At 60.1% G+C, this 24,722-nt stretch carries 21 protein-coding genes and 1 pseudogene; 11 read left to right on the top strand and 11 right to left on the bottom strand.

The genetic code is table 11. The annotated features are described in order from the left end of the window. The first annotated feature begins 6 nt into the window (after positions 1 to 6). The 3 genes from QD336_RS08590 (at position 7) to QD336_RS08580 (ending at position 3,031) form a co-directional block, all read left to right on the top strand. Positions 7 to 1,329 (top strand): cytochrome b, encoded by a 1,323-nt coding sequence (locus QD336_RS08590; protein ID WP_269340518.1) that lies wholly within the window; start codon positions 7 to 9, stop codon positions 1,327 to 1,329. Positions 1,330 to 1,351: 22 nt separating this feature from the next. After that, positions 1,352 to 2,239 (top strand): cytochrome c1, encoded by an 888-nt coding sequence (locus tag QD336_RS08585; RefSeq protein ID WP_499170237.1) that lies wholly within the window; start codon positions 1,352 to 1,354, stop codon positions 2,237 to 2,239. 249 nt (positions 2,240 to 2,488) lie between these two features. Further along, complete coding sequence (locus QD336_RS08580; protein WP_003494623.1) at positions 2,489 to 3,031, top strand: adenine phosphoribosyltransferase; 543 nt, start codon at positions 2,489 to 2,491, stop codon at positions 3,029 to 3,031. A gap of 44 nt (positions 3,032 to 3,075) precedes the next feature. Here QD336_RS08580 and QD336_RS08575 read toward each other — a convergent pair whose 3' ends face one another. From QD336_RS08575 to ychF, 3 genes are all read right to left on the bottom strand, one after another. Continuing rightward, a complete protein-coding gene (locus tag QD336_RS08575; RefSeq protein WP_269340521.1) occupies positions 3,076 to 3,543 on the bottom strand; it encodes a MaoC family dehydratase in 468 nt (155 codons plus the stop codon). After that, a complete protein-coding gene (locus tag QD336_RS08570; protein ID WP_499170236.1) occupies positions 3,540 to 4,013 on the bottom strand; it encodes a MaoC family dehydratase in 474 nt (157 codons plus the stop codon). Before QD336_RS08570 ends, QD336_RS08575 begins: the two co-directional genes overlap by 4 nt. A gap of 309 nt (positions 4,014 to 4,322) precedes the next feature. Further along, complete coding sequence (gene ychF, locus QD336_RS08565) at positions 4,323 to 5,426, bottom strand: redox-regulated ATPase YchF (RefSeq protein WP_269340523.1); 1,104 nt, start codon at positions 5,424 to 5,426, stop codon at positions 4,323 to 4,325. A gap of 229 nt (positions 5,427 to 5,655) precedes the next feature. Here ychF and clpS point away from each other — a divergent pair, with 229 nt between their 5' ends. Then, positions 5,656 to 5,967 (top strand): ATP-dependent Clp protease adapter ClpS, encoded by a 312-nt coding sequence (gene clpS / locus QD336_RS08560; protein WP_269340524.1) that lies wholly within the window; start codon positions 5,656 to 5,658, stop codon positions 5,965 to 5,967. A gap of 112 nt (positions 5,968 to 6,079) precedes the next feature. Here clpS and QD336_RS08555 read toward each other — a convergent pair whose 3' ends face one another. The 5 genes from QD336_RS08555 to QD336_RS08535 all read right to left on the bottom strand — a co-directional run bounded on the left by QD336_RS08555 (position 6,080) and on the right by QD336_RS08535 (position 11,377). Continuing rightward, on the bottom strand, positions 6,080 to 6,532 hold the full coding sequence (locus QD336_RS08555) for a GNAT family N-acetyltransferase (protein ID WP_499170234.1): 453 nt from the start codon (positions 6,530 to 6,532) through the stop codon (positions 6,080 to 6,082). 7 nt (positions 6,533 to 6,539) lie between these two features. Continuing rightward, positions 6,540 to 7,256: an aminoacyl-tRNA hydrolase gene (gene pth / locus QD336_RS08550; RefSeq protein ID WP_499170233.1), complete on the bottom strand. Its 717-nt coding sequence runs from the start codon at positions 7,254 to 7,256 to the stop codon at positions 6,540 to 6,542. Positions 7,257 to 7,354: 98 nt separating this feature from the next. After that, positions 7,355 to 8,068 carry a substrate-binding periplasmic protein gene (locus QD336_RS08545; protein ID WP_499170231.1) on the bottom strand — a complete coding sequence of 238 codons (714 nt, stop codon included), beginning with the start codon at positions 8,066 to 8,068 and terminating at the stop codon, positions 7,355 to 7,357. Positions 8,069 to 8,083: 15 nt separating this feature from the next. Next, positions 8,084 to 10,471 carry an EAL domain-containing protein gene (locus QD336_RS08540; protein WP_499170229.1) on the bottom strand — a complete coding sequence of 796 codons (2,388 nt, stop codon included), beginning with the start codon at positions 10,469 to 10,471 and terminating at the stop codon, positions 8,084 to 8,086. 297 nt (positions 10,472 to 10,768) lie between these two features. Further along, positions 10,769 to 11,377, bottom strand: coding sequence for a 50S ribosomal protein L25/general stress protein Ctc (locus QD336_RS08535; protein WP_269340529.1), 609 nt, complete (start codon positions 11,375 to 11,377; stop codon positions 10,769 to 10,771). Positions 11,378 to 11,679: 302 nt separating this feature from the next. Here QD336_RS08535 and QD336_RS08530 point away from each other — a divergent pair, with 302 nt between their 5' ends. The 3 genes from QD336_RS08530 to adh all read left to right on the top strand — a co-directional run bounded on the left by QD336_RS08530 (position 11,680) and on the right by adh (position 16,519). Continuing rightward, positions 11,680 to 13,764, top strand: coding sequence for a putative bifunctional diguanylate cyclase/phosphodiesterase (locus QD336_RS08530; RefSeq protein ID WP_269340530.1), 2,085 nt, complete (start codon positions 11,680 to 11,682; stop codon positions 13,762 to 13,764). A 104-nt stretch (positions 13,765 to 13,868) separates the two neighbouring features. Further along, on the top strand, positions 13,869 to 14,828 hold the full coding sequence (locus QD336_RS08525) for a helix-turn-helix domain-containing protein (RefSeq protein WP_269340531.1): 960 nt from the start codon (positions 13,869 to 13,871) through the stop codon (positions 14,826 to 14,828). A gap of 173 nt (positions 14,829 to 15,001) precedes the next feature. Next, a complete protein-coding gene (gene adh, locus QD336_RS08520) occupies positions 15,002 to 16,519 on the top strand; it encodes an aldehyde dehydrogenase (protein ID WP_499170228.1) in 1,518 nt (505 codons plus the stop codon). Positions 16,520 to 16,661: 142 nt separating this feature from the next. Here the strand turns inward: adh and QD336_RS08515 are convergent, their stop codons facing one another. Next, complete coding sequence (locus tag QD336_RS08515; RefSeq protein WP_499170226.1) at positions 16,662 to 18,926, bottom strand: methyl-accepting chemotaxis protein; 2,265 nt, start codon at positions 18,924 to 18,926, stop codon at positions 16,662 to 16,664. 190 nt (positions 18,927 to 19,116) lie between these two features. On the opposite strand from QD336_RS08515, the gene QD336_RS08510 reads away from it, so the two are divergent. The 4 genes and pseudogenes from QD336_RS08510 to QD336_RS08495 all read left to right on the top strand — a co-directional run bounded on the left by QD336_RS08510 (position 19,117) and on the right by QD336_RS08495 (position 22,585). Next, complete coding sequence (locus tag QD336_RS08510; protein ID WP_499170224.1) at positions 19,117 to 19,956, top strand: glycosyltransferase family 2 protein; 840 nt, start codon at positions 19,117 to 19,119, stop codon at positions 19,954 to 19,956. A gap of 20 nt (positions 19,957 to 19,976) precedes the next feature. Beyond that, a complete protein-coding gene (locus tag QD336_RS08505; RefSeq protein WP_269341380.1) occupies positions 19,977 to 20,264 on the top strand; it encodes a lipid-A-disaccharide synthase N-terminal domain-containing protein in 288 nt (95 codons plus the stop codon). Then, a pseudogene (locus tag QD336_RS08500) lies at positions 20,239 to 21,747 on the top strand (ArnT family glycosyltransferase). Before QD336_RS08505 ends, QD336_RS08500 begins: the two are co-directional and overlap by 26 nt. Next, the gene (locus QD336_RS08495; RefSeq protein WP_499170222.1) at positions 21,737 to 22,585 is read left to right on the top strand and encodes a phosphatase PAP2 family protein; all 849 of its coding nucleotides are present in this window, start codon (positions 21,737 to 21,739) and stop codon (positions 22,583 to 22,585) included. Before QD336_RS08500 ends, QD336_RS08495 begins: the two are co-directional and overlap by 11 nt. Before the next feature lie 216 nt (positions 22,586 to 22,801). Here the strand turns inward: QD336_RS08495 and QD336_RS08490 are convergent, their stop codons facing one another. Then, positions 22,802 to 23,734 (bottom strand): ribose-phosphate pyrophosphokinase, encoded by a 933-nt coding sequence (locus QD336_RS08490; RefSeq protein WP_003522877.1) that lies wholly within the window; start codon positions 23,732 to 23,734, stop codon positions 22,802 to 22,804. A gap of 220 nt (positions 23,735 to 23,954) precedes the next feature. Beyond that, positions 23,955 to 24,704, bottom strand: coding sequence for a hypothetical protein (locus tag QD336_RS08485; protein WP_269340537.1), 750 nt, complete (start codon positions 24,702 to 24,704; stop codon positions 23,955 to 23,957). Between the last annotated feature and the right edge of the window lie 18 nt (positions 24,705 to 24,722).

Raw genomic sequence — 24,722 nt, 5'->3', positions numbered from 1 at the left:
ATATTCATGAGTGGCCATTCCAGTTATCAGCCGTCCACCGGCATCGAGAGGTGGATCGATTCGCGGCTTCCCTTGCCGCGCATGATCTATGACAGCTTCGTTGCCTATCCTGTCCCGCGTAACCTGAACTACGCCTACACCTTCGGTGCGATGCTTGCCGTCATGCTGATCGTGCAAATCCTCACCGGTGTTGTGCTGGCCATGCATTATGCGGCCGAAACGACGGTGGCTTTCAATTCCGTCGAAAAGATCATGCGCGACGTCAACCACGGCTGGCTGCTGCGCTACATGCATGCCAACGGTGCGTCGTTCTTCTTCATCGCGGTTTATCTGCACATCGCCCGTGGCCTTTATTACGGCTCCTATAAGGCACCGCGAGAAATCCTCTGGATTCTCGGCTGCGTGATCTTCCTGCTGATGATGGCAACGGGCTTCATGGGTTACGTTCTGCCCTGGGGCCAGATGTCCTTCTGGGGCGCAACCGTCATCACCGGCTTCTTCACGGCGTTCCCCGCCGTTGGTGAATGGATCCAGCAGTTCCTGCTCGGCGGCTTCGCCGTGGATCAGCCGACGCTGAACCGCTTCTTTGCGCTTCACTATCTTCTGCCCTTCATGATCGCGGGTGTCGTCATCCTGCACATCTGGGCGCTGCATGTGACCGGCCAGACCAACCCGACCGGCGTTGAAGTGAAGAGCAAGACTGACACCGTGCCCTTCACGCCCTATGCGACGCTGAAGGATGCGCTTGGCGTTTCGATCTTCCTGATCGGTTATGCCTGGTTCGTCTTCTATATGCCGAACTTCCTCGGCCACCCCGACAACTACATCATGGCCGATCCGCTGAAGACCCCGGCGCATATCGTTCCGGAATGGTACTTCCTGCCGTTCTACGCCATGCTGCGTGCCATCACCTTCAACATCTGGATCATCGATTCCAAGCTCGGTGGCGTTCTCGTGATGTTCGGCGCGATCGTCGTGTTGTTCTTCCTGCCCTGGCTCGATACGTCGAAGGTTCGTTCCGCCGTCTATCGTCCCTGGTACAAGATGTTCTTCTGGCTGTTCGTGGTGAATGCCATCATGCTCGGCTGGCTGGGTTCGCGCCCGGCGGAAGGAACCGGCCTTCTCGGCCTGCTTACCGGCGATCTGAAAGGCAATTATGTCGGCTATTCTCAGCTCGGCACGCTTTATTACTTCGGTTTCTTCCTCGTCATCATGCCGATCCTCGGTCTGGTCGAAACGCCCCGGCGTATTCCGAATTCGATTACCGAGGCCGTTCTCGAAAAGAACGCCGCCAAGACGGGTGCCGCATCTGCTGCGGCCCAAGTGTAAGCGCGAAGGAAGGATGACGACAATGAAGAAGCTTGTAACGAGCATCGCGCTTTTCGCCGCCATCGGCTGTTCCTTCACCGTCGCCTCGGCGGCGGAGGAAAGCCACGATCTCTCCACCAAGACGGAACATGCGATTGCCGGCGGTCACTTCCCGGTCATCAAGCCTGAAGAGCAGAGCTGGTCTTTCGCAGGACCCTTCGGCAAATATGACAAGGGCCAGCTGCAGCGCGGCCTGAAGGTCTACAAGGAAGTCTGCTCCGCCTGCCATTCGATGAGCCTTGTCTCCTTCCGCACGCTGGAGGATCTCGGTTATTCGGAAGAGCAGGTGAAGGCTTTCGCCGCCGAATATGAAGTGCAGGACGGCCCGAATGCCGAAGGCGAAATGTACAATCGCAAGGCCGTGCCTTCCGATCATTTCCCTTCGCCGTTCCCCAACCATGAGGCGGCTGCCGCTGCCAATGGTGGCGCAGCACCGCCCGACATGTCGCTGCTCGCCAAGGCACGCGGTGTGGAGCGCGGTTTCCCGCAATTCATCGTTGACATGATCCCGATCGTTGGCGGTTACCAGGAAGGCGGCCCGGACTATATCCATGCGCTGCTGACCGGATATCAGGACGCGCCGGCTGGTGTTGAAGTGGCGGAAGGCACGCATTTCAACCCGTATTTCGTCAGCGCCGTGGCGCTGAAGATGGCGCCGCCGATCAGCTCCGACCAGGTGACCTACGACGATGGCGCGCCGCAGACCGTGGACCAATATTCCAAGGACGTGGCTGCCTTCCTGATGTGGGCTGCGGAACCGCATCTGGAACAGCGCAAGCGTACCGGCTTCATGGTCATGGTGTTCCTGTTCATCTTCACGGCTCTGATCTATCTCACCAAGAAATCGGTCTACGCCAACAAGGAACATTGATCGGCATCCTGTTGCCGGCAGTCATTGGCCCCCACGGTCTCCGTGGGGGCTTTTTCATGTATTGAGGGGCAAATTGGGCGGCAGCAGCAATCCGCGGCGTTGTCGTCCCGTGGCCGCTGCCAGCGGTTTGCCGCAGGATAGGAGAGGCACGGGCAGGGTGGCGGTCCTTTTTTGTTGGTCAGCCGCCGTCAAATTGATAGGGTGGCCCGAACCATCTCATCCATTTCCCTTGTCTTAACTGGAAATACCATGACCGTTATCGCTTCGGAGCTTTCCGCTGCCATCCGTTCCATTCCCGACTATCCGAAGCCGGGCATCATATTCCGGGACATCACGACGCTGCTCGGCAATCCACGCGCTTTCCGCCGTGCTGTTGATGAACTCGTGCAGCCCTATGCGGGAACGAAGATCGACAAGATCGCCGGCATGGAAGCGCGCGGCTTCATCCTCGGCGGCGCAGTGGCGCATCAGCTATCGGCCGGTTTCGTGCCGATCCGCAAGAAGGGCAAGCTGCCGCACACCACCGTGCGTGTGGCCTACAGCCTGGAATATGGCGTCGATGAAATGGAAATGCATGTGGATGCCGTGCAGCCGGGTGAAAAGGTCATTCTGGTCGACGACCTGATCGCCACCGGTGGCACCGCCGAAGGCGCGGTCAAGCTGTTGCGGCAGATGGGTGCGGAGATCGTTTCCGCCTGCTTCGTTATCGACCTGCCCGATCTCGGCGGTCGCAAGAAACTCGAAGACCTCGGTGTCGAGGTGCGGACGCTGGTGGAATTCTCCGGCCATTGAGGCGGTAGCCGGGGCAAATCGTGATGGTATGCCCCGGGCTCGCTTTATTCGAATTCCAGAACCCCGCTCTGGAAGGTCAGCACCGTTTCCCCTGACTGGTTGACGCCTTCGTTGAACGTGGTGTTCAGCCAGACGCCGGGTCTCGATTCCAGCGGCCGGGTATCGAGCAGGGTCACGAAATAGGTTACGTCATCCCCGGCAAAAACCGGCTTTTTCCATTTGAGCTCGCGGAAGCCCGGGGATGGGCCGAGTTTCGGCGGTTCGAGGCCCTGTAGCTTCAACCTCTTCACTTCCTTTGCCCAATGGGACAGGAAGGATTTCATCCAGCCCGCGCCCGTATGCCAGCCGGAAGCGCAAAGCGCGCCGAAAACACTGTTCTTGGCTGCCTCGGCGTCGAGATGAAAGGGTTGCGGATCGAAATCGCGGGCAAAGCGAATAATGTCCTCGGCGGAAAAATGCAGCGTATCGAGAGTGACGCGTTCGCCGATCGGGGAGAGTTCTGCCAGTCTCATGCCGCAACGCCTCCATTCGCGCGCATCAGGAACATCACGGTGTTTTCGCCGTGCGACACCAGAACGCCACGCTGGTTATAAAGCTCGTGGCGGAATTTCACGAGGCCGATTCCCGGCCGGGAACCGGATTGCCGTTGTTCCAGCACGATGGATTTTCCCGAAAGCGTATCACCCGCCAGAACCGGCTTTTTCCAGTCGACATAATCGATGCCGGGGCTGCCCTGCGAGGTGGAGTTGGCGATATAGCTGTCCGCCATCATCCGCATCAGCAGGCTGCAGGTGTGCCAGCCGGACGCTGCCAGCCCGCCGAGAATGCTCCGGCGGCCGGCCTCTTCGGAAAGATGCATGGGCTGGGGGTCGAACTCGCTGGCGAAGGCGATAATCTGTTCCGCCGAGACCGATTGTGGGCCAAGGGGAAATTCCCGCCCAACGGAAAAATCCTCATAGGTATACGTCGCGACCGGCGCCATGGTTTCCTCCCTTCGCACAGTCAGTGTCGGCGCATCTAAGAGGATTTTTCCTTTTACGTAAAGGTCAAATTGAGGGTGCGGCTATATTGCATTGGCAGGGAGTTTTGAGCGGCGGGTGCGCTTTTCGCCTTCTCCCCGAGGGGAGAAGGTCGCGACAGCGGGGCGAGGGTGGAGATGTTCGGAGAGCTTGCCCCCGATCCGACCCTTCAGGCCACCTTCTCCCCGGCGGGGAGAAGAAACAAGCGGCTATGTCTGCGCCCTCAGCGCTTCGAAAGAAACTACCCGGCTGCCCGCGGCCTTCAAACGAGATCAGGTGTTAAAGCGGAAGTGGATGACGTCGCCGTCCTGAACCACATATTCCTTGCCTTCATCACGGGCCTTGCCGGCTTCCTTGGCGCCCACTTCACCCTTGAAGGCAACGTAGTCGTTATAGGCGATGGTGTTGGCGCGGATGAAGCCGCGTTCGAAATCCGAATGGATGACGCCGGCGGCCTGCGGGGCCTTGGTGCCGCGCTCGATGGTCCAGGCGCGGCATTCCTTCGGGCCGACGGTGAAATAGGTGATGAGATCGAGCAGCTTATAGCCGGCGCGGATCAGGCGGTCGAGGCCTGCTTCTTCGAGGCCGAGGGCGGAAAGGAATTCCTTCGCCTCTTCATCGGGAAGCTGTGCCACTTCGGATTCGATCGCCGCTGAGATGACGACGGATTCTGCGCCCTGGGCCTTGGCCATTTCGGCAACCGCTTTGGTGTGCTCGTTGCCGTCGACGGCGTCGCCTTCGGCGACATTGCAGACGTAGAGAACCGGATGCGCGGTCAGGAGGTTGAGACCCTGAAGGATGCGCAGCTCCTCGGCATCGAGCGTGGAGAGCAGGGTGCGAACCGGCTTGCCTTCATTAAGAAGCTTCAGCGAGGCTTCCATCAACGGCAGCTGCGCCAGCGATTCCTTGTCCTTGCCGGTGGCGCGCTTGCGGGTCTGTTCCGTGCGGCGCTCAAGGCTTTCGAGGTCGGAGAGCATCAGCTCGGTCTCGATGGTTTCGGCGTCGGCCACCGGGTTGATGCGGCCTTCGACGTGGGTGATGTCGTCATCCTCGAAGCAGCGCAGAACGTGCACCACGGCGTCGACTTCGCGGATATTGGCGAGGAACTGGTTGCCGAGGCCTTCGCCCTTCGATGCGCCGCGCACCAGGCCGGCGATGTCGACGAAGGAGATGCGGGTGGGGATGATTTCCTTCGAGCCGGCAATGTCGGCGAGGGTTTTCATGCGTGCATCCGGAACCGCCACTTCACCGGTATTCGGCTCGATGGTGCAGAAGGGATAGTTGGCGGCCTGTGCGGCGGCCGTTTTCGTCAGCGCGTTAAAGAGGGTGGACTTGCCGACATTTGGCAATCCAACGATACCGCATTTGAAGCCCATGGCTTGAAACCTGTCCGTTTGAAAGAATTCGTTGAGGAGCCTTTTGCGGAAAGGGCAGGGCAAGGTCAAGCCCGCGAGCCGATTTGGGCAGGCAAAGCCCGGCGAAAGCTGCGGAATTTAGGGCAGGGTTGCCGATAGCGCGGTTGCGGTGCAATATATGCGGGTCAAACGAGTGATCTTTCGTCATCCAGGGGCATTTCCCCATGAACGAGCATGATGAGCGGCGATGATGAGTGACGGCCCTGTCGATCTCAAGCCGAAACCGAAAGTCAAACCGAAGCTGGAGCGTCCGAAGCTCTACAAGGTCATTCTGCTGAATGACGACTATACGCCGCGTGAATTCGTGACCGTGGTGCTGAAAGCCGTCTTCCGCATGAGCGAGGAAACCGGCCACCGGGTAATGATGACGGCGCATCGCTTCGGCAGCGCCGTGGTCGTCGTCTGCGCGCGTGATATCGCCGAGACCAAGGCCAAGGAGGCGACCGATCTCGGCAAGGAGGCGGGGTTTCCGCTGATGTTCACGACCGAGCCGGAGGAGTGAGGGCTTTTATTGGGGGGGCAAGAGTTGCCGAGCCCGATACGTTGTCCGTTCACAATACGGAGTTCGATCCTCATTGCTGTGACAAGCACGGGAATGAGGGACGCGTTACGCCCTAGTCCTGCCGGATCTGAAAGCCGGTCTTGTTCTGCACAAAGCCGCAGCTTTCGTAGAAGGCGTGGACTTCCGGGCGTTCACGGCCGGTAAGCAGCATCACCTTGTAACAGTCCGCGGCAAAGGCGGTCTTGATGGCGTGGCGCACGACCGCGCGACCATATCCTCGACCGCGACGGGCCTCCAGTGTCACCACGTTTTCAACGAGTGCATAGGGGCGGGCGGTGCGGGTCAGGTTCGGAACAATCAGAAGCGTGGCGGTTGCGACGGCTTCCCCGTTGTCCGTGGCGAGAAGCACGGTCAGGCCGGGCTGGGTGAGCATGGCGGCGAAAGCCGTGCTTGCCTCTTGCATCGTCAAATGCGGGTCCGATGGATTGAGCGCCCGGTAAAGTGCGAGCAGAGCGGGCAGGTCGCCGGGGCCGGCCTCGCGCAGGGCAATGGTATCGGAAGACATATGTGGTCTAGTCCTTCTTGCTGAACATCCGCTTCAGCATCTCGGCCATGGGCCCGGTTTCCGGCAGTTTTTTCGGCTGGGCGCTGTTGCGCGCCTGATGGATGTGAGACTGCGCTGCCGGCTTGGCGGCCTTTACCGGTTTTTCCGTCTCCGGCTTGCTGCCTGTCGCGAGCGCCAGCTTGTTCATCAGTTGCGCATCCTCGGCCTTCACCAGCATGGCGGCATTGTCGGCAATGGCATCCAGCAGCGGATCGAGCCAGACGTGGTCGGCCTTGGCGAAATCGCCGAGCACATGGCCGTGCACCCGCTCCTTGTCGCCGGGATGGCCGATGCCGAGGCGCAGGCGGCGGTATTCCTTGCCGCAATGGGCGTCCAGCGATTTCAGGCCGTTATGGCCGCCATGACCGCCGCCCGTCTTGATGCGCGCGCGGCCGGCCGGCAAATCCAGTTCATCATGAATGGCGATGATATCCGCCGGCGCAAGCTTGAAGAAGCGCATCGCCTCGCCGACGGATTCGCCGGACAGGTTCATATAGGTGAGCGGCTTCATCAGCAGAACCTTTTCACCGCCGATCTCGCCTTCGGAAATCTCCGACTTGAACTTCTTCGACCAGGGCGCAAAGGAGGGAAGGCGCTGCAGCGCATCGACAGCCATGAAGCCGATATTGTGGCGGTTTCCCGCATATTGCGCGCCGGGATTACCAAGTCCTGCGATGATCTTCATGGGGCATGTCCGCATTTTGCCGGTTGATGCTGTTGTCACCACCCCGAAAAGCGCCTGCTGTCAATCTTTTTATGGATCTGCGGGACGTGGGCAGCCTCTCAGGGGCTGACGAGATTGTAGTGGTCGAATATCTTCTGTTGCGTTCCGTCAGCGATCAGCCTGTCCAGCCGGGCCTGCAATTTCGCGATGACTTCGTCGGGAACGCTTTTGTTGCAGGCAAGGCCAAGCTGTTGCCGGGTGAGCGTTATAACCTCCCTGAAGGTATTCTCCGGCAGGCCCTTGAAGGTGCTTTCGGACATGGGCATGAGGTCTATGCGGCCAAGTTGCAGCTTGTTGAGCGTGATCTCGAAGTCGGCGCCCACATCCACCTGCGGGAAACCGAGTTTTTGGAGCAGCGTTTCGGTATAGTCGCCCCGCTGGGTTCCCACCCGGTACTTTCTGGCCTCCTCAAGGCTGGAAGCCTCGATATTCGCCTCGCGGCGTGCCACGAGAATATTGCGGTCGATGTGGATAGGTGCAACCCATTTGAAGAGCTTTTCCCGCTCGGGCGTTCTCGCCGTGGCGAAGACGCAGTGCATGGCCTGTGTCGTGGCCAATGCGATGGCCCGCGCCCAGGGCATGACGGCAACTTCATAACTGGTGCCGGTGTCCTCGAGCACGATCTTGAGCTGGTCAAAATAGACACCACGCACGCTGCCGTCGCTGGCCTGCAGATTGTAAGGCGGATAGACCTCGGTCGTCAGGAAGAGCTTGGCCGCGCCGGCCGGCGTGGCGAGGGTAAGAAAGATCAGGCAGAGGCGGATCAATCCCATGATGTCATCACCGGTTCATGCTTGTCGTGCCATGGCACGGTTCTGTTCGGGTGCGGCATCGAATGCGGCGATCAGCCTTTGGATCGGTTGCGGGCGTGCGAAGAAATAACCCTGTCCGAAATCCGCGCCTATTTCGCTCAAAAGCTCCTTCTGCTCTTCCGTCTCGACGCCTTCGGCGATGACGACGCAGTTCATCTTGTGCGAGATGGCCGCGATGCCTTCGACCAGCATGCGGTTGCGCTGCCTGATTTCCATCCTGTCGTCGCAGATCGAGCGGGTGAAGGACTGATCGATCTTGACGATATCGACCGGAAAGCGGCTGAGATAGCTGAGCGAGGAATAACCCGTGCCGAAATCATCGAGCGCGATGCGGCAACCGAGTTGGTGAATGGCGTTGAGGATCGCCCGGATTTGCGGATCGTCCTTCATGATGACGGCTTCTGTGATCTCGATGACCAGCCGTCCGGGGATAATGCCGTGGCGGTGCAGCACGCCGGCGATGCGCGTCGGCAATCCCGGTTCGAATTGCAGCGGCGAAAAATTCACCGCCACATAGGTTTGTTCCATGCCCGGCAGGCGCGACAGCTTCGCGAGATTGGCGATCGACTGATCGAGAATGAGGTTGCCGATGCGTTGAATGGTACCGTTTTCTTCGGCAAGGCTGACGATCGCGGCCGGGGAGAGCAATCCCTTGTCCGGATGGTTGAGACGCAGCAGCGCCTCGAAACCTGCCGTCTGGCCGGTTGAGAGGTCTTGAATGGGTTGGAAATAGGCTTCGAACCAGCCCTCGGAAAGCGCCTGCGCGATATCCCGCTCAAGCTCCGCATGTTCGCGTGCCCGGTCCATGATCGAGCTGTCGAAGACCTGCGAACCGTTCTTGCCCGTTCTTTTGCGGGTATACATGGCCATGTCGGCATTCTGCAAAAGCTCAGAGGCGCTGGAGGCATGCAAAGGATAGACCGCCATGCCGATGCTGGCGCTGAGACGGATGCTGTTGTTCTCGATCTCGAAAGGCGTATCCAGCATGGCGCAGATGCGCTCGCAGAATTGCAGGGCGTGCTCCTCCACCTTGTCGCCGGCCAGCAGAATGGCAAATTCGTCGCCACCGAGCCGCGACGCGCTGTCGAGCGGCGTCAGCAGAGGTTCGAGTTTCAGCGTGAATTGCTTGAGAACAGCGTCACCCGCCGCATGGCCGAGATTGTCGTTGATGGCTTTGAAACGGTCGAGGTCGATGAACAGGCAGGCCAGTTCGCTGCCATTGCGGTCCGCATCGCGGATCTGCAGGTCGAGGATCGCCTCGAAACCCTGACGGTTGAAGAGACCGGTCAGATGGTCGGAAATGGCCTGCTGGCGGTTGCGCTTTTCCGATTGGCGCAGTTCGGTCACATCCGTCATGACGCAAAGGCATGTGCTTTGCTGGGCGGCATCGCCGGAATCGAGAGGTTTTTCGAGGATGAGCGCGTCCATGACGCTGCCTTCCCTGCAATGGAAGCGTACGGTGATGCCGTTATGCGAAACCTCGGGTGAGGCAGGTGTTGCCTTGCGCTGCTGGAACAGCGGGCGGTCATCGGGATGGATGAGATCGGCGAAGTTCAGGCCAAGTATCCTGGTGCGGTCGTAGCCGGTCGCCTGTACCCAATAATCGCTGACGGCGGCGATCCGGTCGTGCCTGTCGAGCGAGAACAGCATTGCGGGCGTGCGGTTATAGATTTCCGTCTTCCGCTCGTGGGCATTCTTGATCTCCAGCTCTTCCTTTTCGAGCTGGGTCTGCATTTCGTTGAAGCTTTTCGCCAGCCGGCCGATCTCGTCCTTCGAGCGCCAGTCGACATGGTGACGGGAGCCGAGGCGGCGTGTTGCCTCTATTGCCGCTGCCAGCCGCATCAGCGGGCGGATGACCATGAAGCGATTGCCGGCAATGGCGGCAAGAACGATGGTGAGTACCGCGAGAATGAAAATGGTGATGAAGGCCAGTTCGGTGCGGCTGAGAGAGGTCAGAAGGCTGACATTGTCATAATAGACCGTCAGCTGCCCGACGGTGACGGAGCCCTTCGTGGTCTTGTAGGTCACCTCGCGCGTCGTCGAGGCTGCATCCTGGATGATGTCGCTGCCGGCGGTCTGGACGATGTCGAGCTGGCCGGAAGTATCCTTGACCTCGACCATGCGGATCACGGGGTCGGAGATGAGGGTTCCGGTAATCTGGTTGATGGTGTCGTCATCGAGATCCCACAGGGGCCGGGCAAGCGCCTGCGCATTGGTCGACAGCAGAATCTCAAGATGGTTGCGCTGGCTGCGAATGGCTTCGTGATAGGAAAGCGTCAACAATAGCGTAAAGAGCGGGGCGACCACTGTAAGAAGTGCGCCGGAAACAATCGCGATAAAGCGACTTTCGACGGAATGAGCCATTCGATTGCAGCTACCCTTTGCCCCTGAATTGCTGCGCTCCGCTTCTTCCGCCCGGAGTGGATTTGCGGAATTTTCGGCAAAAGCCATGTTCTCCCGCGCTATTTCTCAATCCGGCCGGTGTTTCCACGACAGCGCAAGGGTATCGTTTCATGGAAGTGTTAATCGAGGCTGAAACAGGTTCCGCATCGTAAGCGGCGGGTGGGCTTTCTGGTTTTAAAGTTCATAAAAACTAAAAGGCCCGTTCCGAAACCGGAACGGGCCTCATTCTTCAAAGCTTTTCAGCCTTGCGGCTGCCGATTATTCCCCGGAAGCTTCTTCAGTCGTTTCTTCTGCAACGCCGCCAGCCGGAGCAACGATCGTTGCGATCGTGAAGTCACGGTCGGCGATAACCGGCGTGATGTTCTTCGGCAGCTTCACATTCGAAATGTGCACGTTGTCGCCGATCTTCAGACCAGCGAGATCAACCGTGATGAATTCCGGAATGTCGTTGGCCGGGCAGTGGAACTCGACCGTGTGACGAACGATGTTCAGAACGCCGCCGATCTTGATGTCCGACTTTTCTTCGTTGACGAAGTGAACCGGAACTTCAACGTTGACGAGCGTGTTGCCCGAAACGCGCAGGAAGTCGACGTGCATGGTGAAGTCGCGGACCGGATCAAGCTGGTAGTCCTTCGGCAGAACCTTGATCTTCTGGCCGTCGACGTCGATGATCGCAACCGTCGTCATGAAGCCGCCGCCGTGGATACGCTTGGTGACTTCGTTGGTCGACAGGGCGATGGAAATGGGGGCCTGCTTGTCACCATAGATGACAGCGGGAATCAAACCGTTGCGGCGAAGTTCACGAGAGGACCCCTTACCAACTCGTTCGCGCGCCTCGGCCTTGAGCTCATACGATTCTTTGCTCATGGCAATTCCTTTCGAGGTTATATGGAGAGTTCATGCCCGCGGGCTCTGAACTGGGGAGGCCTTTAAGCCATCCCACCCGCGTTGCCTCCAAGGGTGTCTACACGGGTGCGGGCGCTATAATACAAACGGGACATAAAGACAAGGCCCGGATCTTTTTGCGGCATACTACGCAAAGATTTAATTAGTATTTTCTAATTCGCGCAAATGGTGAAAAATTTAATTTATGCTTATCCATGCATATAAACCGGGTGAAAACTTGGCGAATGATAGGTCTTCGCAAAATTCCAATTGCGTAGATAACAATGCTCAAAGTTCTCCAGTGCCTCACCATCGATCACGATTATCGCTACACCGCCGCAGCGGTCTTCGTCTGCATGCTGGGAAGCTTCGTTTCGATGCGGCTTTTTTCGAAAGCGCGGCTGGCGACGGGGGTGCAGAAGGTCAACTGGCTGTTTCTAGCGGGTGTCAATGGCGGCGCGGCGATATGGACCACCCATTTCGTGGCGATGCTGGGTTACAATGCCGCGGGTGACGTGGGTTACGATCCCTATCTGACCGGGTTGTCGCTTCTCATCGCCATTACCACGACGACTGCCGGTTTTGGCATTTCCGCCTATGGCGGGCGCAGCGTGCTGGTGGAAGCCGGCGGGATGATCCTCGGCCTCGGCATTGCGGCCATGCATTATACCGGCATGGCGGCCTACAATGTTCAGGGCATGATCTTCTGGGATCAGGCCTATGTCATCGCCTCGCTGGTGTTCGGGGCGGTACTGGGCGCAATCGCAGTCAATCGTATTGCCCGGCCCCTCAACCGTTTCTGCCAATATAGCGCGGTGGCGTTTCTCATCCTGGCCATTGCCTCGATGCATTACACCGGCATGTCCTCCATGTCCTTCGCCTTCGATCCGCGCATCGTCATTCCGGAAAATCTGCTGCCGCCGGCCATCATGGGTGGAGGCGCTATCGCCGTGACGCTGCTGCTTCTGGCGCTTGGGCTTTCCACCTATGTCATCGACGCCCAGTCCACCCAGCAGGCGGTTGCTCGCTATCGCCATCTTTCGTTGCACGATCCGCTGACGGGCATTCCCAACCGCGCGGCCTTCATCGAACATCTCAACCGCCGCACGCGCCATATCTCCACCGGCGCGCATACCGCGCTTCTGTCGATCGATCTCGACCGTTTCAAGGAAATCAATGACGTGCATGGTCATGCAGCCGGTGACGCCGTCCTGCGCGCCATCGCCGACCGGGCGAGTTCCGTGCTGAAGGCCGGGGAATTCCTGGCGCGCATGGGCGGCGATGAATTCGTCGCGATGACCCATTCCTATTACACCCGGGCCGACGGCGCGGAATTCGCACAGCGGCTGATCGAGCAGATCAGCAGGCCGGTCGAATGGAACGGCCAGACATTTTCGGTTGGTGCAAGCGTCGGCATATCGGTCCGCAACACCGGCTCCATCGATGCCGATACGCTGATGGCGCAGGCCGATGTTGCCATGTACCGGGCAAAAAGTGGCACTTCGGACACGATCTGCTTTTATGACAAATCCATGGACGAGGCCGCACGCGAGCGCAACGCGCTTGCCATCGCCATGCGCAGCGGCCTCGCCAATAACGAGTTCGAGCTTTATTACCAGCAGCAGAACGACACCAAGAGCGGCAGCATTGTCGGTTTCGAGGCGCTTTTGCGCTGGAAACATCCCGAACGCGGCATGGTCTCTCCCGTCGAATTCATTCCGATCGCCGAACAGACCGGCTTCATCGTCGAACTGGGCGAATGGGTTCTGAGAGATGCATGCGCGCAGGCCGCGCGGTGGAAAAAGTCACTCGCCATTGCCGTCAACGTCGCGCCGCAGCAGCTTGCGGATAATGATTTCCCCGACAAGGTCGAGAGAATTCTTGCCGAAACGGGACTTGCGCCGGAAAGGCTCGAGCTGGAAATCACCGAAGGCAGCATCATCGCCGACCATCGCCACGCGCTCGTCACCATCCGCAAACTCAAGGCGCTCGGCGTCAAGATCGCCATGGACGACTACGGCACGGGCTATTCTTCGCTCTCGACCCTGCAGAGCTTCCCTTTCGACAAGATCAAGATCGACCGTGCCTTCATCGATGGCCTGTCGACCAATGTGCAGTCGGAGGCGATCGTTCGCTCGACGCTCATTCTGGCGCACAGCCTCAATATTCCGGTGCTTGCGGAAGGTGTGGAGACGAAGGCCCATATTGAATTCCTGCGGCGTGAAGGTTGCCTGCAGGTGCAGGGCTTCTTTTTCGGCAAGCCCGGTCCGTTGACCTCCATCGCCAATCTCGTGGACGACACGTTTCTCTCGGCGGAGGATGAAACGGAAGAGAGCTCCGGCCGGCGTTATATCAAGGCGGTTCGCTAGTCCGGTGCAGTCGGCGGTTGCTCGGGGCAGGGCGGTCGCGAAATTTTTTGTTGAAACATGAACGCTTCCAGCGCACCATCGCATAAAAGCTTTGGGAGGAGCGTATGCCGACAGACATCGCCCATGCGGAACGCGTGTATGAAACAGCACGTCACCGTTCMGCGGCCGCAAGTTCCCCGATTATCGCCTCGTGGCGGCGCTGCATGGTCAAGCACCGTCTTGCGCCGGAGGAAAACCGCAAGCCGATCTTTCTCAGCGAGATTGAATTTCGCCGCGCCCGCGAAAGTGCCGCCGGTCTGATCGCTGAAAGCACGGATGAGCTGGACCGCATTTTTCACAGTGTCGGCAAATCCGGCTGCTGCCTGCTTCTGACCGACGCGCAGGGTGTTGCGCTGGAGCGGCGTGGTGCTTCCGGTGATGACCGCGACTTCCGGGCGCTTGGCCTCTGGAACGGGGCCGTCTGGAGCGAAGAGAGCGTGGGCACCAACGGTATCGGCACCGCACTGGTGGATGAGCGCTCGGTGGTGGTCTATCGCGACCAGCATTTCTTCACCTCGAACACCGAACTCTGCTGCACCACCGCCCCCATCCGCGACCATACCGGCCGGGTGACGGGCGCGCTCGATATTTCCACTTGCCGTGACGATATTAACGAGATGACCTTCTCCTTCGTCACCCAGGCGGTGAAGGATGCGGCGCAGCGTATCGAAGGCAATCTTTTCCGCCGCGCCTTTCCCGGTGCGCGCATCGTCGTTGTGCCGAGCGGTTTCGGTGCGGCGCTCTCGCTATTGGCTGTGGATCAGGACGATCTCGTGCTGGGTGCCACGCGGGCAGCGCGTCTTGCGCTGAAGCTTGATGATGCCCGGATCGCGCAGGGTCTGCCGGCCGCGGATATTCTGCAGGAACAGCGCCACGACAGCGGCTCCGACCTTGCGGAAGCGGAACGTTCCGCGCTCCGTCGCGTCCTGTCGCGCACCAACGGCAATGTCACGCAGGCCGCCTCGTTGCTCGGCATCAGCCGCGCCACGCTTCATCGCAAGATGAAGAAATTCGACGTGCATTAAGGCCCGCAGACGCGCGATCCGGCCGATCACGCCGGATCGAGGCGGCTTTGTCGCAGATGTGAGACAATGTGCGCTGCGGAACCGCGCCGCCCCTCTACCGAACCGCGCTATCTAGGCTCACCTTCCTCCCATGCGGTCCGCTCAGGATCGTTTTCATCAGGGAGGATGAAATCATGAACATTCAGGTTCAGCAGAAAGCGGGCGAAGCGCCCTTCAAGCTGAAATACGGCAATTACATTGGCGGCAAATGGGTGGAGCCGAAATCCGGCCGCTACATGGACAATCTCTCACCGGTGACCGGCCACAAGATCTGCGAAGTGCCGCGTTCGGATGCAGCCGACATCGAGCTTGCGCTGGATGCCGCCCACAAGGCCCGCGAAAAATGGGGCAAGACGAGCGTGACGGAACGCTCCAACATCCTGCTCAGGATCGCCCAGCGTATCGAAGACAATCTCGACCTCATCGCCCGGGCTGAAACCTGGGACAATGGCAAGCCACTGCGCGAAACCACCAATGCGGATATTCCGCTGACGATCGACCATTTCCGTTATTTCGCAGGCTGCATCCGCGCCCAGGAAGGCACGATCGGTGAAATCGACAACGACACGGTTGCCTATCACTTCCATGAACCGCTCGGTGTCGTCGGCCAGATCATTCCGTGGAACTTCCCGATCCTGATGGCTGCGTGGAAGCTGGCGCCTGCGCTTGCCGCCGGCAATTGTGTGGTGCTGAAGCCGGCGGAACAGACCCCGGCCTCCATTCTCATCGTAATGGAGCTGATCGAAGATCTTCTGCCGCCCGGTGTCCTCAACATCGTCAACGGCACGGGCCTTGAAGCCGGCAAGCCGCTGGCACAGAGCAACCGCATCGCCAAGATCGCCTTTACCGGTTCCACATCGGTCGGCAAGGAAATCATGCGTTATGCGGCTGACAACGTCACTAACATCACGCTGGAGCTGGGCGGCAAGTCGCCGAACATCTTCTTTGCCGACGTGATGAACGAGGACGATGCCTTCCTCGACAAGGCGCTCGAAGGTTTTGCCTTCTTTGCGCTGAACCAGGGCGAGGTCTGCACCTGCCCCTCACGTGCTCTGGTGCATGAATCGATCTATGACCGCTTCATGGAGAAAGCCATCAGGCGTGTTCAGGCGATCAGCCAGGACGATCCGCTCAATCCGTCGACCATGCTGGGCGCGCAGGCCTCACAGGAACAGTTCGACAAGATCATGAGCTATCTGGAGATCGGCAAGAAGGAAGGCGCCAGGGTTCTGACCGGCGGCGACCGCAAGACGCTGACGGGCGACCTGAAGGATGGTTATTACATCCAGCCGACCGTCTTTGAAGGCAACAACAAGATGCGGATTTTCCAGGAGGAAATCTTCGGTCCTGTCGTTTCCGTCACCACCTTCAAGACGGTGGAAGAGGCGCTCGAAATTGCCAATGACACGGTTTACGGTCTGGGTGCCGGCGTCTGGAGCCGCGACACCAATATCGCCTACCGGGCGGGCCGCGGCATCGAGGCGGGCCGCGTGTGGACGAACTGCTATCACGTCTATCCGGCGGGTGCGGCCTTTGGTGGTTACAAGCAGTCGGGCATCGGTCGCGAGACCCACAAGATGATGCTCGATCATTACCAGCAGACCAAGAACCTGCTGGTTTCCTACAGCCCGAACAAGGTCGGTTTCTTCTGAGGTCCTCCCCGGAAGCCGGCGAGGGCAACGGTGCCGGGTCGCCGGCGTGTTCCCAGGGGCTTCGGCCCCTGGGAGCCCGGATCGGAGTTTTAAGCAAAATAAAAGGCCGGAGGTTTTGCCTCCGGCCTTTTTTCCTTGCGGCTTATGCCGCGTAACACTGGTCCCCATGCCGGGTGTCACCCACTGAGAACTGCCCCACCTGTTCGGTCAGGCCATCCGCCTCGCTTGCCAGCGAGAAGGCTGCGGCCGTGGTTTCCTCCACCATCGCCGCGTTCTGCTGCGTGACATGGTCGAGTTCGTTGACCGAGGCGTTGATCTCGCTGAGGCGGCCGGACTGTTCACGCGAGGCGGTGGCGATTTCGCCGATCTGGTCGTTGACCGACTGGATGCGTTTCTGGATCTGCTCCAGGCTTTCGCCGGTCTTCAGCACCAGCGCCACGCCGCTTTCCACATCGCCCGCCGAGGTGGCGATCAGCGTCGTGATGTCACGCGCGGCGGCTGCCGATTTCTGGGCCAGTTCGCGGACTTCCTGCGCCACAACGGCAAAGCCCTTTCCGGCTTCGCCGGCGCGCGCGGCTTCCACGCCGGCATTCAGCGCCAGAAGGTTGGTCTGGAAGGCGATCTGGTCGATGACGTCGATGATCTGGCGGATCTTGGCCGAAGAGGTCTCGATACGTTCCATGGCGACGATCGCTTCTTTCACGACCGCCGTGGACTTGTGGGCGTCCTGCATCGTGCCCGCCGTCGCCTCGACGGCGACATTACAACGCGACAGTGAGAGATTGACGGCCTGCGTCATGTCTCCGAGCGCCGCCGCCGCTTCCTCAAGCGCCGCCGCCTGGCGTTCGGTGCGACGCGACAGGTCCTCCGATGCGCTCTTCAGTTCGCCGGAGCCGGAGCGGATGGCGTTGGCGCTTTCGCCGATATTGGAAATCGTCGCTTCCAGCCCGGCCATGGAATTGTTGAAGTCGATGCGCAGATGATCGAGCGACGGCACGAAGGATTTTTCGATGCGAAGATCGAGCCTGCCGGCGGCCAGATTGGCAAGACCGGTCGCAAGTGCATCGACGGCCTCTTCCAGTTCTTTCGCGCTTCTTGCCTTTTCCATTTCGCGCTGGGCGCGTTCCTCGTCCAGCTCCTCGCCCTTGCGATGGGCTTCGGTTTCCATGCGCTGCTTGTCCAGAATGCCCTGACGGAAGGATTCCAGCGCGCGCGCCATGGTGCCGATTTCATCGCCGCGGGAAACCGCCTTGATCTCGATATTGTTCTCACCGCCGTTGAGGCGCTCCATCAATCCGGCAAGGCCGGTCAATGGCTTGGTGAGGCTCGCGGACACAAAAATGCCGATCAGCGTCATGATCGCAAGCACGGCAAGTGTTGCAACGGTTGCCCAGAAGGCGAGATCGTTGGCGGCGGCCAGTACCTTGCTCTCCTGCTGGCCGATGGCAAGCAGATGCTTCTGACCAAACACGGTGACCGGGCGATAGGCATAAAAGATATTGCCGGCAGGCGTCTGCGCCATCACCGTTCCGGCGTCACTTGTGCGCGAAAGGGCCGCAAGATTTTCGGAAACGGCGGCATCCGGACCGCCCGAAAGCACGCCCGCGCGGCGTTTGCCCTCCGCGCTAAGAAGAACGGCGTCATCGATGGTCTTGCCGGTTTCTTCAGGGGTGACGACCGCGCCGATGCGATCGGCGGCGATGCGCATGATGACGGCGCCCTTACGCTGCAGCTGGCCCCAGTTGGAGACGGCGAGCGGCATGCCGACCATGGCCGAATCATCGGCGCTGCCGCTGAAGCCGGTGGTGCTGACGACGCCGTCCTTGCCGGCTTCGATGCGCTCGAACAGGTCCTTGATCGCCGCGTTCTGCGGTTCCGTCACATTGGTCAGGAAGTTCTTTCCCTTGGTCACGGAATAGATAATGAGGCCGTTCTTGTCGATGACATAGATGTCGCTGACGCGGGTATTGCGCCAGACGCTGGCGATGGCGGCATTGATGGTCGCGTGGCGGATGGCGTAGAGCAGTCGCAATCCTTCACCGTTGAAGGAGGCGCGCTCCTCCTCGGAAACGCCTTCGCGGCGGAAAGCCTGGATGATCGCATCCTTTTCCGTCGGCACGACGGTGGTCATGGTTTCCAGTGCCTGGGCGATCGCGGCGTTTTGCGACAGCTCGGAAATGCTCTGTTCGACACGCAAAGTATAGGCGTCAAGCTGCTTGGACTGGTTTCCCGCAACCGTTTCGAGCCTTATTTCGCTGGCGTCGATCAGGCCCGATTTGCCCATCTCGTAGGACAGAAGCCCCACGGACAGGCAGGAAATCAGCGTTGCGCCCGTCACGAGCGCTGCAAATTTGGCCTTGATTGACAATGATTTAGCTTTGACAGCAGTCGGATTTCCACCCGGCATCCTGTTTCCCTCCCCCCAAAAAACGTGGCCACACCGTGGCAAAAATTGTTTACGGCCGCGTTAAAGGAGTTGCGAATTGTACGATTATTTCCCGCATGCCGTGAAAAAATGAGCGGCCGCCACTGGCCCATTTTCCGTAATAAAACTGCAATGGAACGGGCGCATATCGGGTGAAGCTCAACGGTTGTTCATGTTCATGCAAGCTTTTCGCCCTTCTTCTCTCGTCAATATCACGGATACCTGCGGAGCCCCTGCGGACGGATATGACGGAGCCAGCGTGAGACCGAACCCGGATTTTGCCGTTGTCGTGCCCATGCACAATGAGGAAGCGAGCGTCGAGACGCTTGTGGCGGAGATCGTGGCTGCCTGTCAGCCTGTCGGTCGCTTCGAGATCGTGGTGGTGGACGATGCATCTTCCGACCGCACGGTCGACATGGTGCTTTCGCTCGGCGACCGTTATCCGATGCTGCGGCTCGTCCGGCATGACCGTCAGGGCGGGCAATCGGCGGCGATCCACAGCGGCGTGCAGGCGGCGCGTGCTCCGATCATCTGCATGCTGGATGGAGACGGACAGAATCCACCGGACAATCTGCCGGCTCTTCTCGCGCCCCTTCTTTCCGCCACTGCACCGAACCGGCTTGGCCTCGTGGCCGGCCAGCGCGTCGGCCGGCGCGATACGCTTGGAAAACGCCTTTCCTCGCGCTTCGCCAATGGGCTGCGGGCGCGGATATTGAAGGACGGCACGCGTGACACCGGCTGCGGCCTCAAGGCCTTCCGCCGCGACGCCTATCTCGCCTTGCCCTATTTCGACCACCACCACCGCTATTTCCCGGCGCTTTTCAATCGCGACGGCTGGCAGGTCGCCCATGTCGACGTCACGCATCGCGCGCGGCTGCACGGCAATTCCCATTACACCAATATCGGCCGCGCGCTTGTCGGCATCCACGATCTGATCGGCGTTGCCTGGCTGCTGCGCCGGCGCAAGCGGGCAAGCTGGGCCGAAACCTTCAAAACGGAGACATTGCCGTGAATGCACCGGCTTTATGGTCCATGCTGCATGTGAACAGCTGGAGAGAGTTCGCATGGGTTTGCACTGGCTTCATGGGCCAGATGTTGTTCACCATGCGTTTTCTGGTTCAATGGATTTCCTCGGAACGGGCCAACCGCTCCGTCATTCCGGTGGCCTTCTGGTATTTTTCCATTCTCGGCGGTCTGGTGCTTTTGTCCTATGCCGTCTGGCGGCGCGATCCGGTCTTCATTCTGGGGCAAGCCTCCGGCCTCTTCATCTATGCCCGAAATCTCTGGTTGATCCATGCAGAACGCCGCCAGCATGCATGACCGGGCGGTGCTCGCCCAGGGGCAGACAGGCGAACAGCGTCAATGGATGACGCTGGCGCTTGCGGCGATCGTGCTCGTGACGGCGCTGCGCGTCCTCGGACTTGCCTTCAACCGTACCGATCTTTTCGTCGATGAGGCGCAATATTGGTTATGGGGCCGGGAGATGGCTCTCGGTGCCTATTCCAAGCCGCCGCTGATCGGCTGGCTCATTCGCGCGGCCACTATTCTGGGCGGCGGCGAGGGCACTTTTCAGGTTCGGCTTGCAGCACCCGTGGTGCATGGCGTCGCGGCAGCGGGCATCCTTGTGCTCGGGCGGATGATTTATGATGCGAGGCTCGCTTCGCTGGCCGCGCTCGTCTACCTGACCCTGCCGGCCGTGACGCTCGGCAGCCTGCTGATTTCCACCGACACGCCGATGATGCTGTTCATCGTGCTGTCGATGATCTAGGTGCGCAAGCTGGCGCAGGCCCGTGGCGAGGGCAGGGCGGCGACGCTCTGGAGCCTTTTGCTCGGCCTGTGTTTCGGCCTCGGGCTGATGTCGAAATATGCGATGATCTATTTTCTGCCCTGCTTCATTGCCGCAGGCTGGCTTTGCGTGGGCTGGCGCATCCGGCTGCGCGACGCGGCGGTCGCCGCGCTGGTCTGCCTTGTCATCATCGCGCCCAATCTCTGGTGGAACGCTGCGCATGATTTCATGACCGCACGCCACACGGCCGACAATGCGAACTGGCACGGCGTCCAGCTGAAAATCGGTTCTGCGCTGGAGTTCTTCTTCTCGCAGGCGGGTGTCGTCGGACCGTTCGTTTTTGTAGGCATGATCATCGCGACCTTCCGTGCGAAGACCGCTGAAGCCCGTGCGCTGGTCGCTCTTTCGGCGCCGATCGTGCTGCTGATCACGGCGCAGGGGCTGATGTCGCGGGCGCTTGCCAACTGGGCCGTAGGGGCCTATGCGGCAGGCGTGCTTCTGGCGGTGCCGGTGCTGGCCTCCCGACGCTGGCTCACCGTTTCCACCCTCGTGCTCGGCGGTATCGTCGCGATCGCCCTGCCGCTGATGACGATTGCCGGAACGGAATTGCGTCTCCCGAGCGGCGAACTGGCGATGAAGCGATATCTCGGACGTTCCGAACTGGTGTCGACCGGCCTTTCGCGGGCGCGTGAGGCGGGAGCGGATGCCATTGTCGCTTCCGACCGCTCCATTCTGGCCGAGCTTTTTTATCAGCTGCGGGATGAGAAACAGGTGATGACGCGCGCGCTGCCGGAAACCGGTGTGCCCTCCAGCCACTATGCGCTTCTCTATCCGCTGAAAACCGGGGAGGCCAAAAATCCCCTGTTCCTGGCAAGCGCGGATGGCCTGCCGGCCTGCCTTGCCGGCGAAGCGCCGGTTGCGCATTGGACCGCCGGGCCGGGCTTTGTCGAGGGCAGGGAAATCGGGCTCTGGCGTCTGCCGCCGCAGTGCATTCCGGAGGGCACTAATGGACAATGATCTCTCCCATATGCGGATCACCATCTGGGTGACGCTCGCCGCGCTCGCGCTCGTCATCCTTTTTGCGACCTTCCCTTCCATCGATCTCAGGTTTTCCGCCCTGTTCTTTTCGCCGGTGGGGCAGCCATGGCCCGGTCGGGAGCCCTTTCCCGAATGGCTACGCGACACGCTGCGCGAAGGTACGGAACTCGCCACGCTTCTGGCTTTCCTCGTCCTCGTCGGCAATCTGCGGCTCGGTTCGCTGCAGCGAACCGGCTGGCGAGTCTGGGCGTTCCTGTGTGGCCCGGTGATCCTTTGTGCTGGGCTCCTCGTTAATGGCCTGCTGAAGGCGATGATCGGCCGCGCGCGTCCGTTCAGCGTTACCGAATTTGGCGGGCACCAGCTGTTCACGCCGTCTTTCCAGTTCAGCACGCAATGTTATTCGAACTGTTCGTTTTCCTCAGGGGAAACCGCGCTGATCGCGAGCTTCTTCCTGCCGCTCTGCGTGCTGGTCTGGCCTCGCCTGCGTCCCTATGGGCGGTGGGTGGTCGGCGCCATTGCCGCCGGGGCAGTCATTCTCATGTCCGGTCTTCGCATCGCGGCCGGCGGACATTTCCTCAGCGATGTGGTGATGTCCATCCTGTTTTCCGCCCTGACGACGTTGTTTCTGTATCGGGCACTGGCGATAAGCCGTCACCGTCACCTTTTTACCGGTGATGCCGTGGCAGTCGATACGGTAAGTCTTTGGCGCAACGGGCGCCATGCCGTCCTGACGCGGGTTCGGCGCTGGTGGCCAAAAATCAAGGCCGCCGCCTCCCGCCTGCAACGACCGCCGGATGCGGGCGCGGCGTCTTCCTGAACGGCGCAGAACGAAGATTTTTAATCTCTGCGCATGCAGGGAGCATCGGTGAGTTGAGAAGCTTTTTTCTCGTCATGCCGGACTGGATCCGGCATCCAGCCACGGCGCACCTGCGCCGTGAGAAGTCCCTTTTGCGATCAAAGACTTGATCACGCTGGACCCCGGATCAAGTCCGGGGTGACAGGGATGCAACGATCCTGTGCGAAAAATCGTGGTTCAGTCGAACAGGCCGGAAACCGACTGTTCCTGCGCGGTGCGGTTGATTGCCTCGCCGAGCAGGCCTGCGGTGCTGACCACGCGGATGTTATGCGCGGACTGGACACCGGTGGTCGGCTGGATGCTGTCGGTGATGACGAGTTCGCGCAGCTTTGACGAAGCCACGCGGGCAACTGCGCCGCCGGAAAGCACACCGTGGGTGATATAGGCGGTAACGCTGGTCGCGCCCTTTTTCAGCAACGCTTCCGCGGCGTTGCAGAGCGTGCCGCCGGAATCGACGATATCGTCGATCAGGATGCAATCCTTGCCGGAGACATCGCCGATGACGTTCATGACTTCGGATTCGCCCGGACGGTCACGGCGCTTGTCGACGATGGCCAGCAGACAGTCGAGGCGCTTGGCGAGCGCACGGGCGCGGACCACGCCGCCAACGTCGGGCGAGACGACCATGACATTGTTGGTGTCGTAATGGTCCTTCACGTCGCGGGCGAGAATGGGGGCTGCGAAGAGATTGTCGGTGGGGATATCGAAGAAACCCTGGATCTGGCCGGCGTGAAGATCGAGCGTCAGAACGCGATCAGCACCGGCTTCGGTGATCAGATTGGCGACGAGCTTGGCGGAAATCGGGGTGCGGGGGCCGGCCTTGCGGTCCTGGCGGGCGTAGCCGAAATAGGGCAGCACCGCGGTGATACGTTTTGCCGAGGAGCGGCGCATGGCATCGATCATGATGAGCAGTTCCATCAGATGATCATTTGCCGGGAAGGAGGTGGACTGGACGATAAAAACGTCCTCGCCGCGCACGTTCTCGCTGATTTCTACGAATATTTCCTGGTCAGCAAACCGCTTTACAGTGGCATTTCCGAGAGGAACGTTAAGATACTTGCAGATCGCTTCGGCGAGGTGCCGGTTCGAATTGCCTGCGAAAACCTTCATTGCGGCCGCCTGTTTCCATGCCATCGCCTTGCGCCACGGGGCTCAATCCGCCGTAACCAAGCGTCGTTCAAGGGGAGGAACATCCGGCTGAAAAGCCTTTGCCGGATACGCCTTGTTGCCATGCGCGCCTTAATAGCGCTGTTGCTTCCGATTGCAAGAGGACTCCGCGCTTTCGCAATGATTTTCGTGAAATCTCTGTGACTTCTCCCGCCGTTTCACCTCATCCGCGTTGAGTTTGCTTCCATGACGTATAGTCGTTCAGCGTTTTTGCCGCGATATCCTGCATGACCCTGTCGGTCACGGCGGCCCATGGGTCGCTGCCTCTTGCCGCCACCGTTTCCTGTCCCTGCAGGCGGTGAAGCCGCACGCCATTGGCGTCGAGAATGTCCCAGACGTAGATGACATTGACCTTGCTGCCATCGGCGAAGGCGGAGAAATAGCCTTTCAGGATGTTTTCGGCCGAATTGTCGTTTGAAGCGCGGATGGTCAGCCCCTTGGCTCGCGCTTCGGCTCCGAGCTGGCGTGACAGCGGGGTCACCGCCTGAACCGGCGCGCCGATGATCGGCAGGAAGCGGATGGAATTGCCAGCGCCTGCGGGTGCGAGTGAGGCCGTCTGCTGTGAGGGTGCGGGTTGAGCGGCAGCGGGGGGCTGGGCTGCGGTCTGGTTCTCGCGAAGCGGTTCGCCATACTGGTTACCGCTGGAAAGCGCCTGTGCCTGCGCCTGCAACGAATTCTGCGGTGCATAGGCGGGCACGGAGGTCGCGGTTGCCGGGGCGCCTGCGGGCGCGCGGTCGGCGGCGGCGGCCATCTGGTCAAGATCGCCTTGCGTCACCGGTGTCGATTGCGAGGTGTTGTGGCCGACATCCACCTGTGGTGTCAGCGCCTCCGTCGTGTTGCAGCCCGAAAGGGCCAGCACCAGCGCCGGAACAGCGATGGCTGGGAAAAGGGGTGCAAACCCCATCCGGCTCATGCGATTTTCCCTCTCATG

Source organism: Rhizobium sp. BR 250 (assembly GCF_047445855.1).
Taxonomy (GTDB): Bacteria; Pseudomonadota; Alphaproteobacteria; order Rhizobiales; family Rhizobiaceae; genus Agrobacterium; species Agrobacterium tumefaciens_I.
This window is presented reverse-complemented; position numbering and strand designations above follow the sequence as displayed.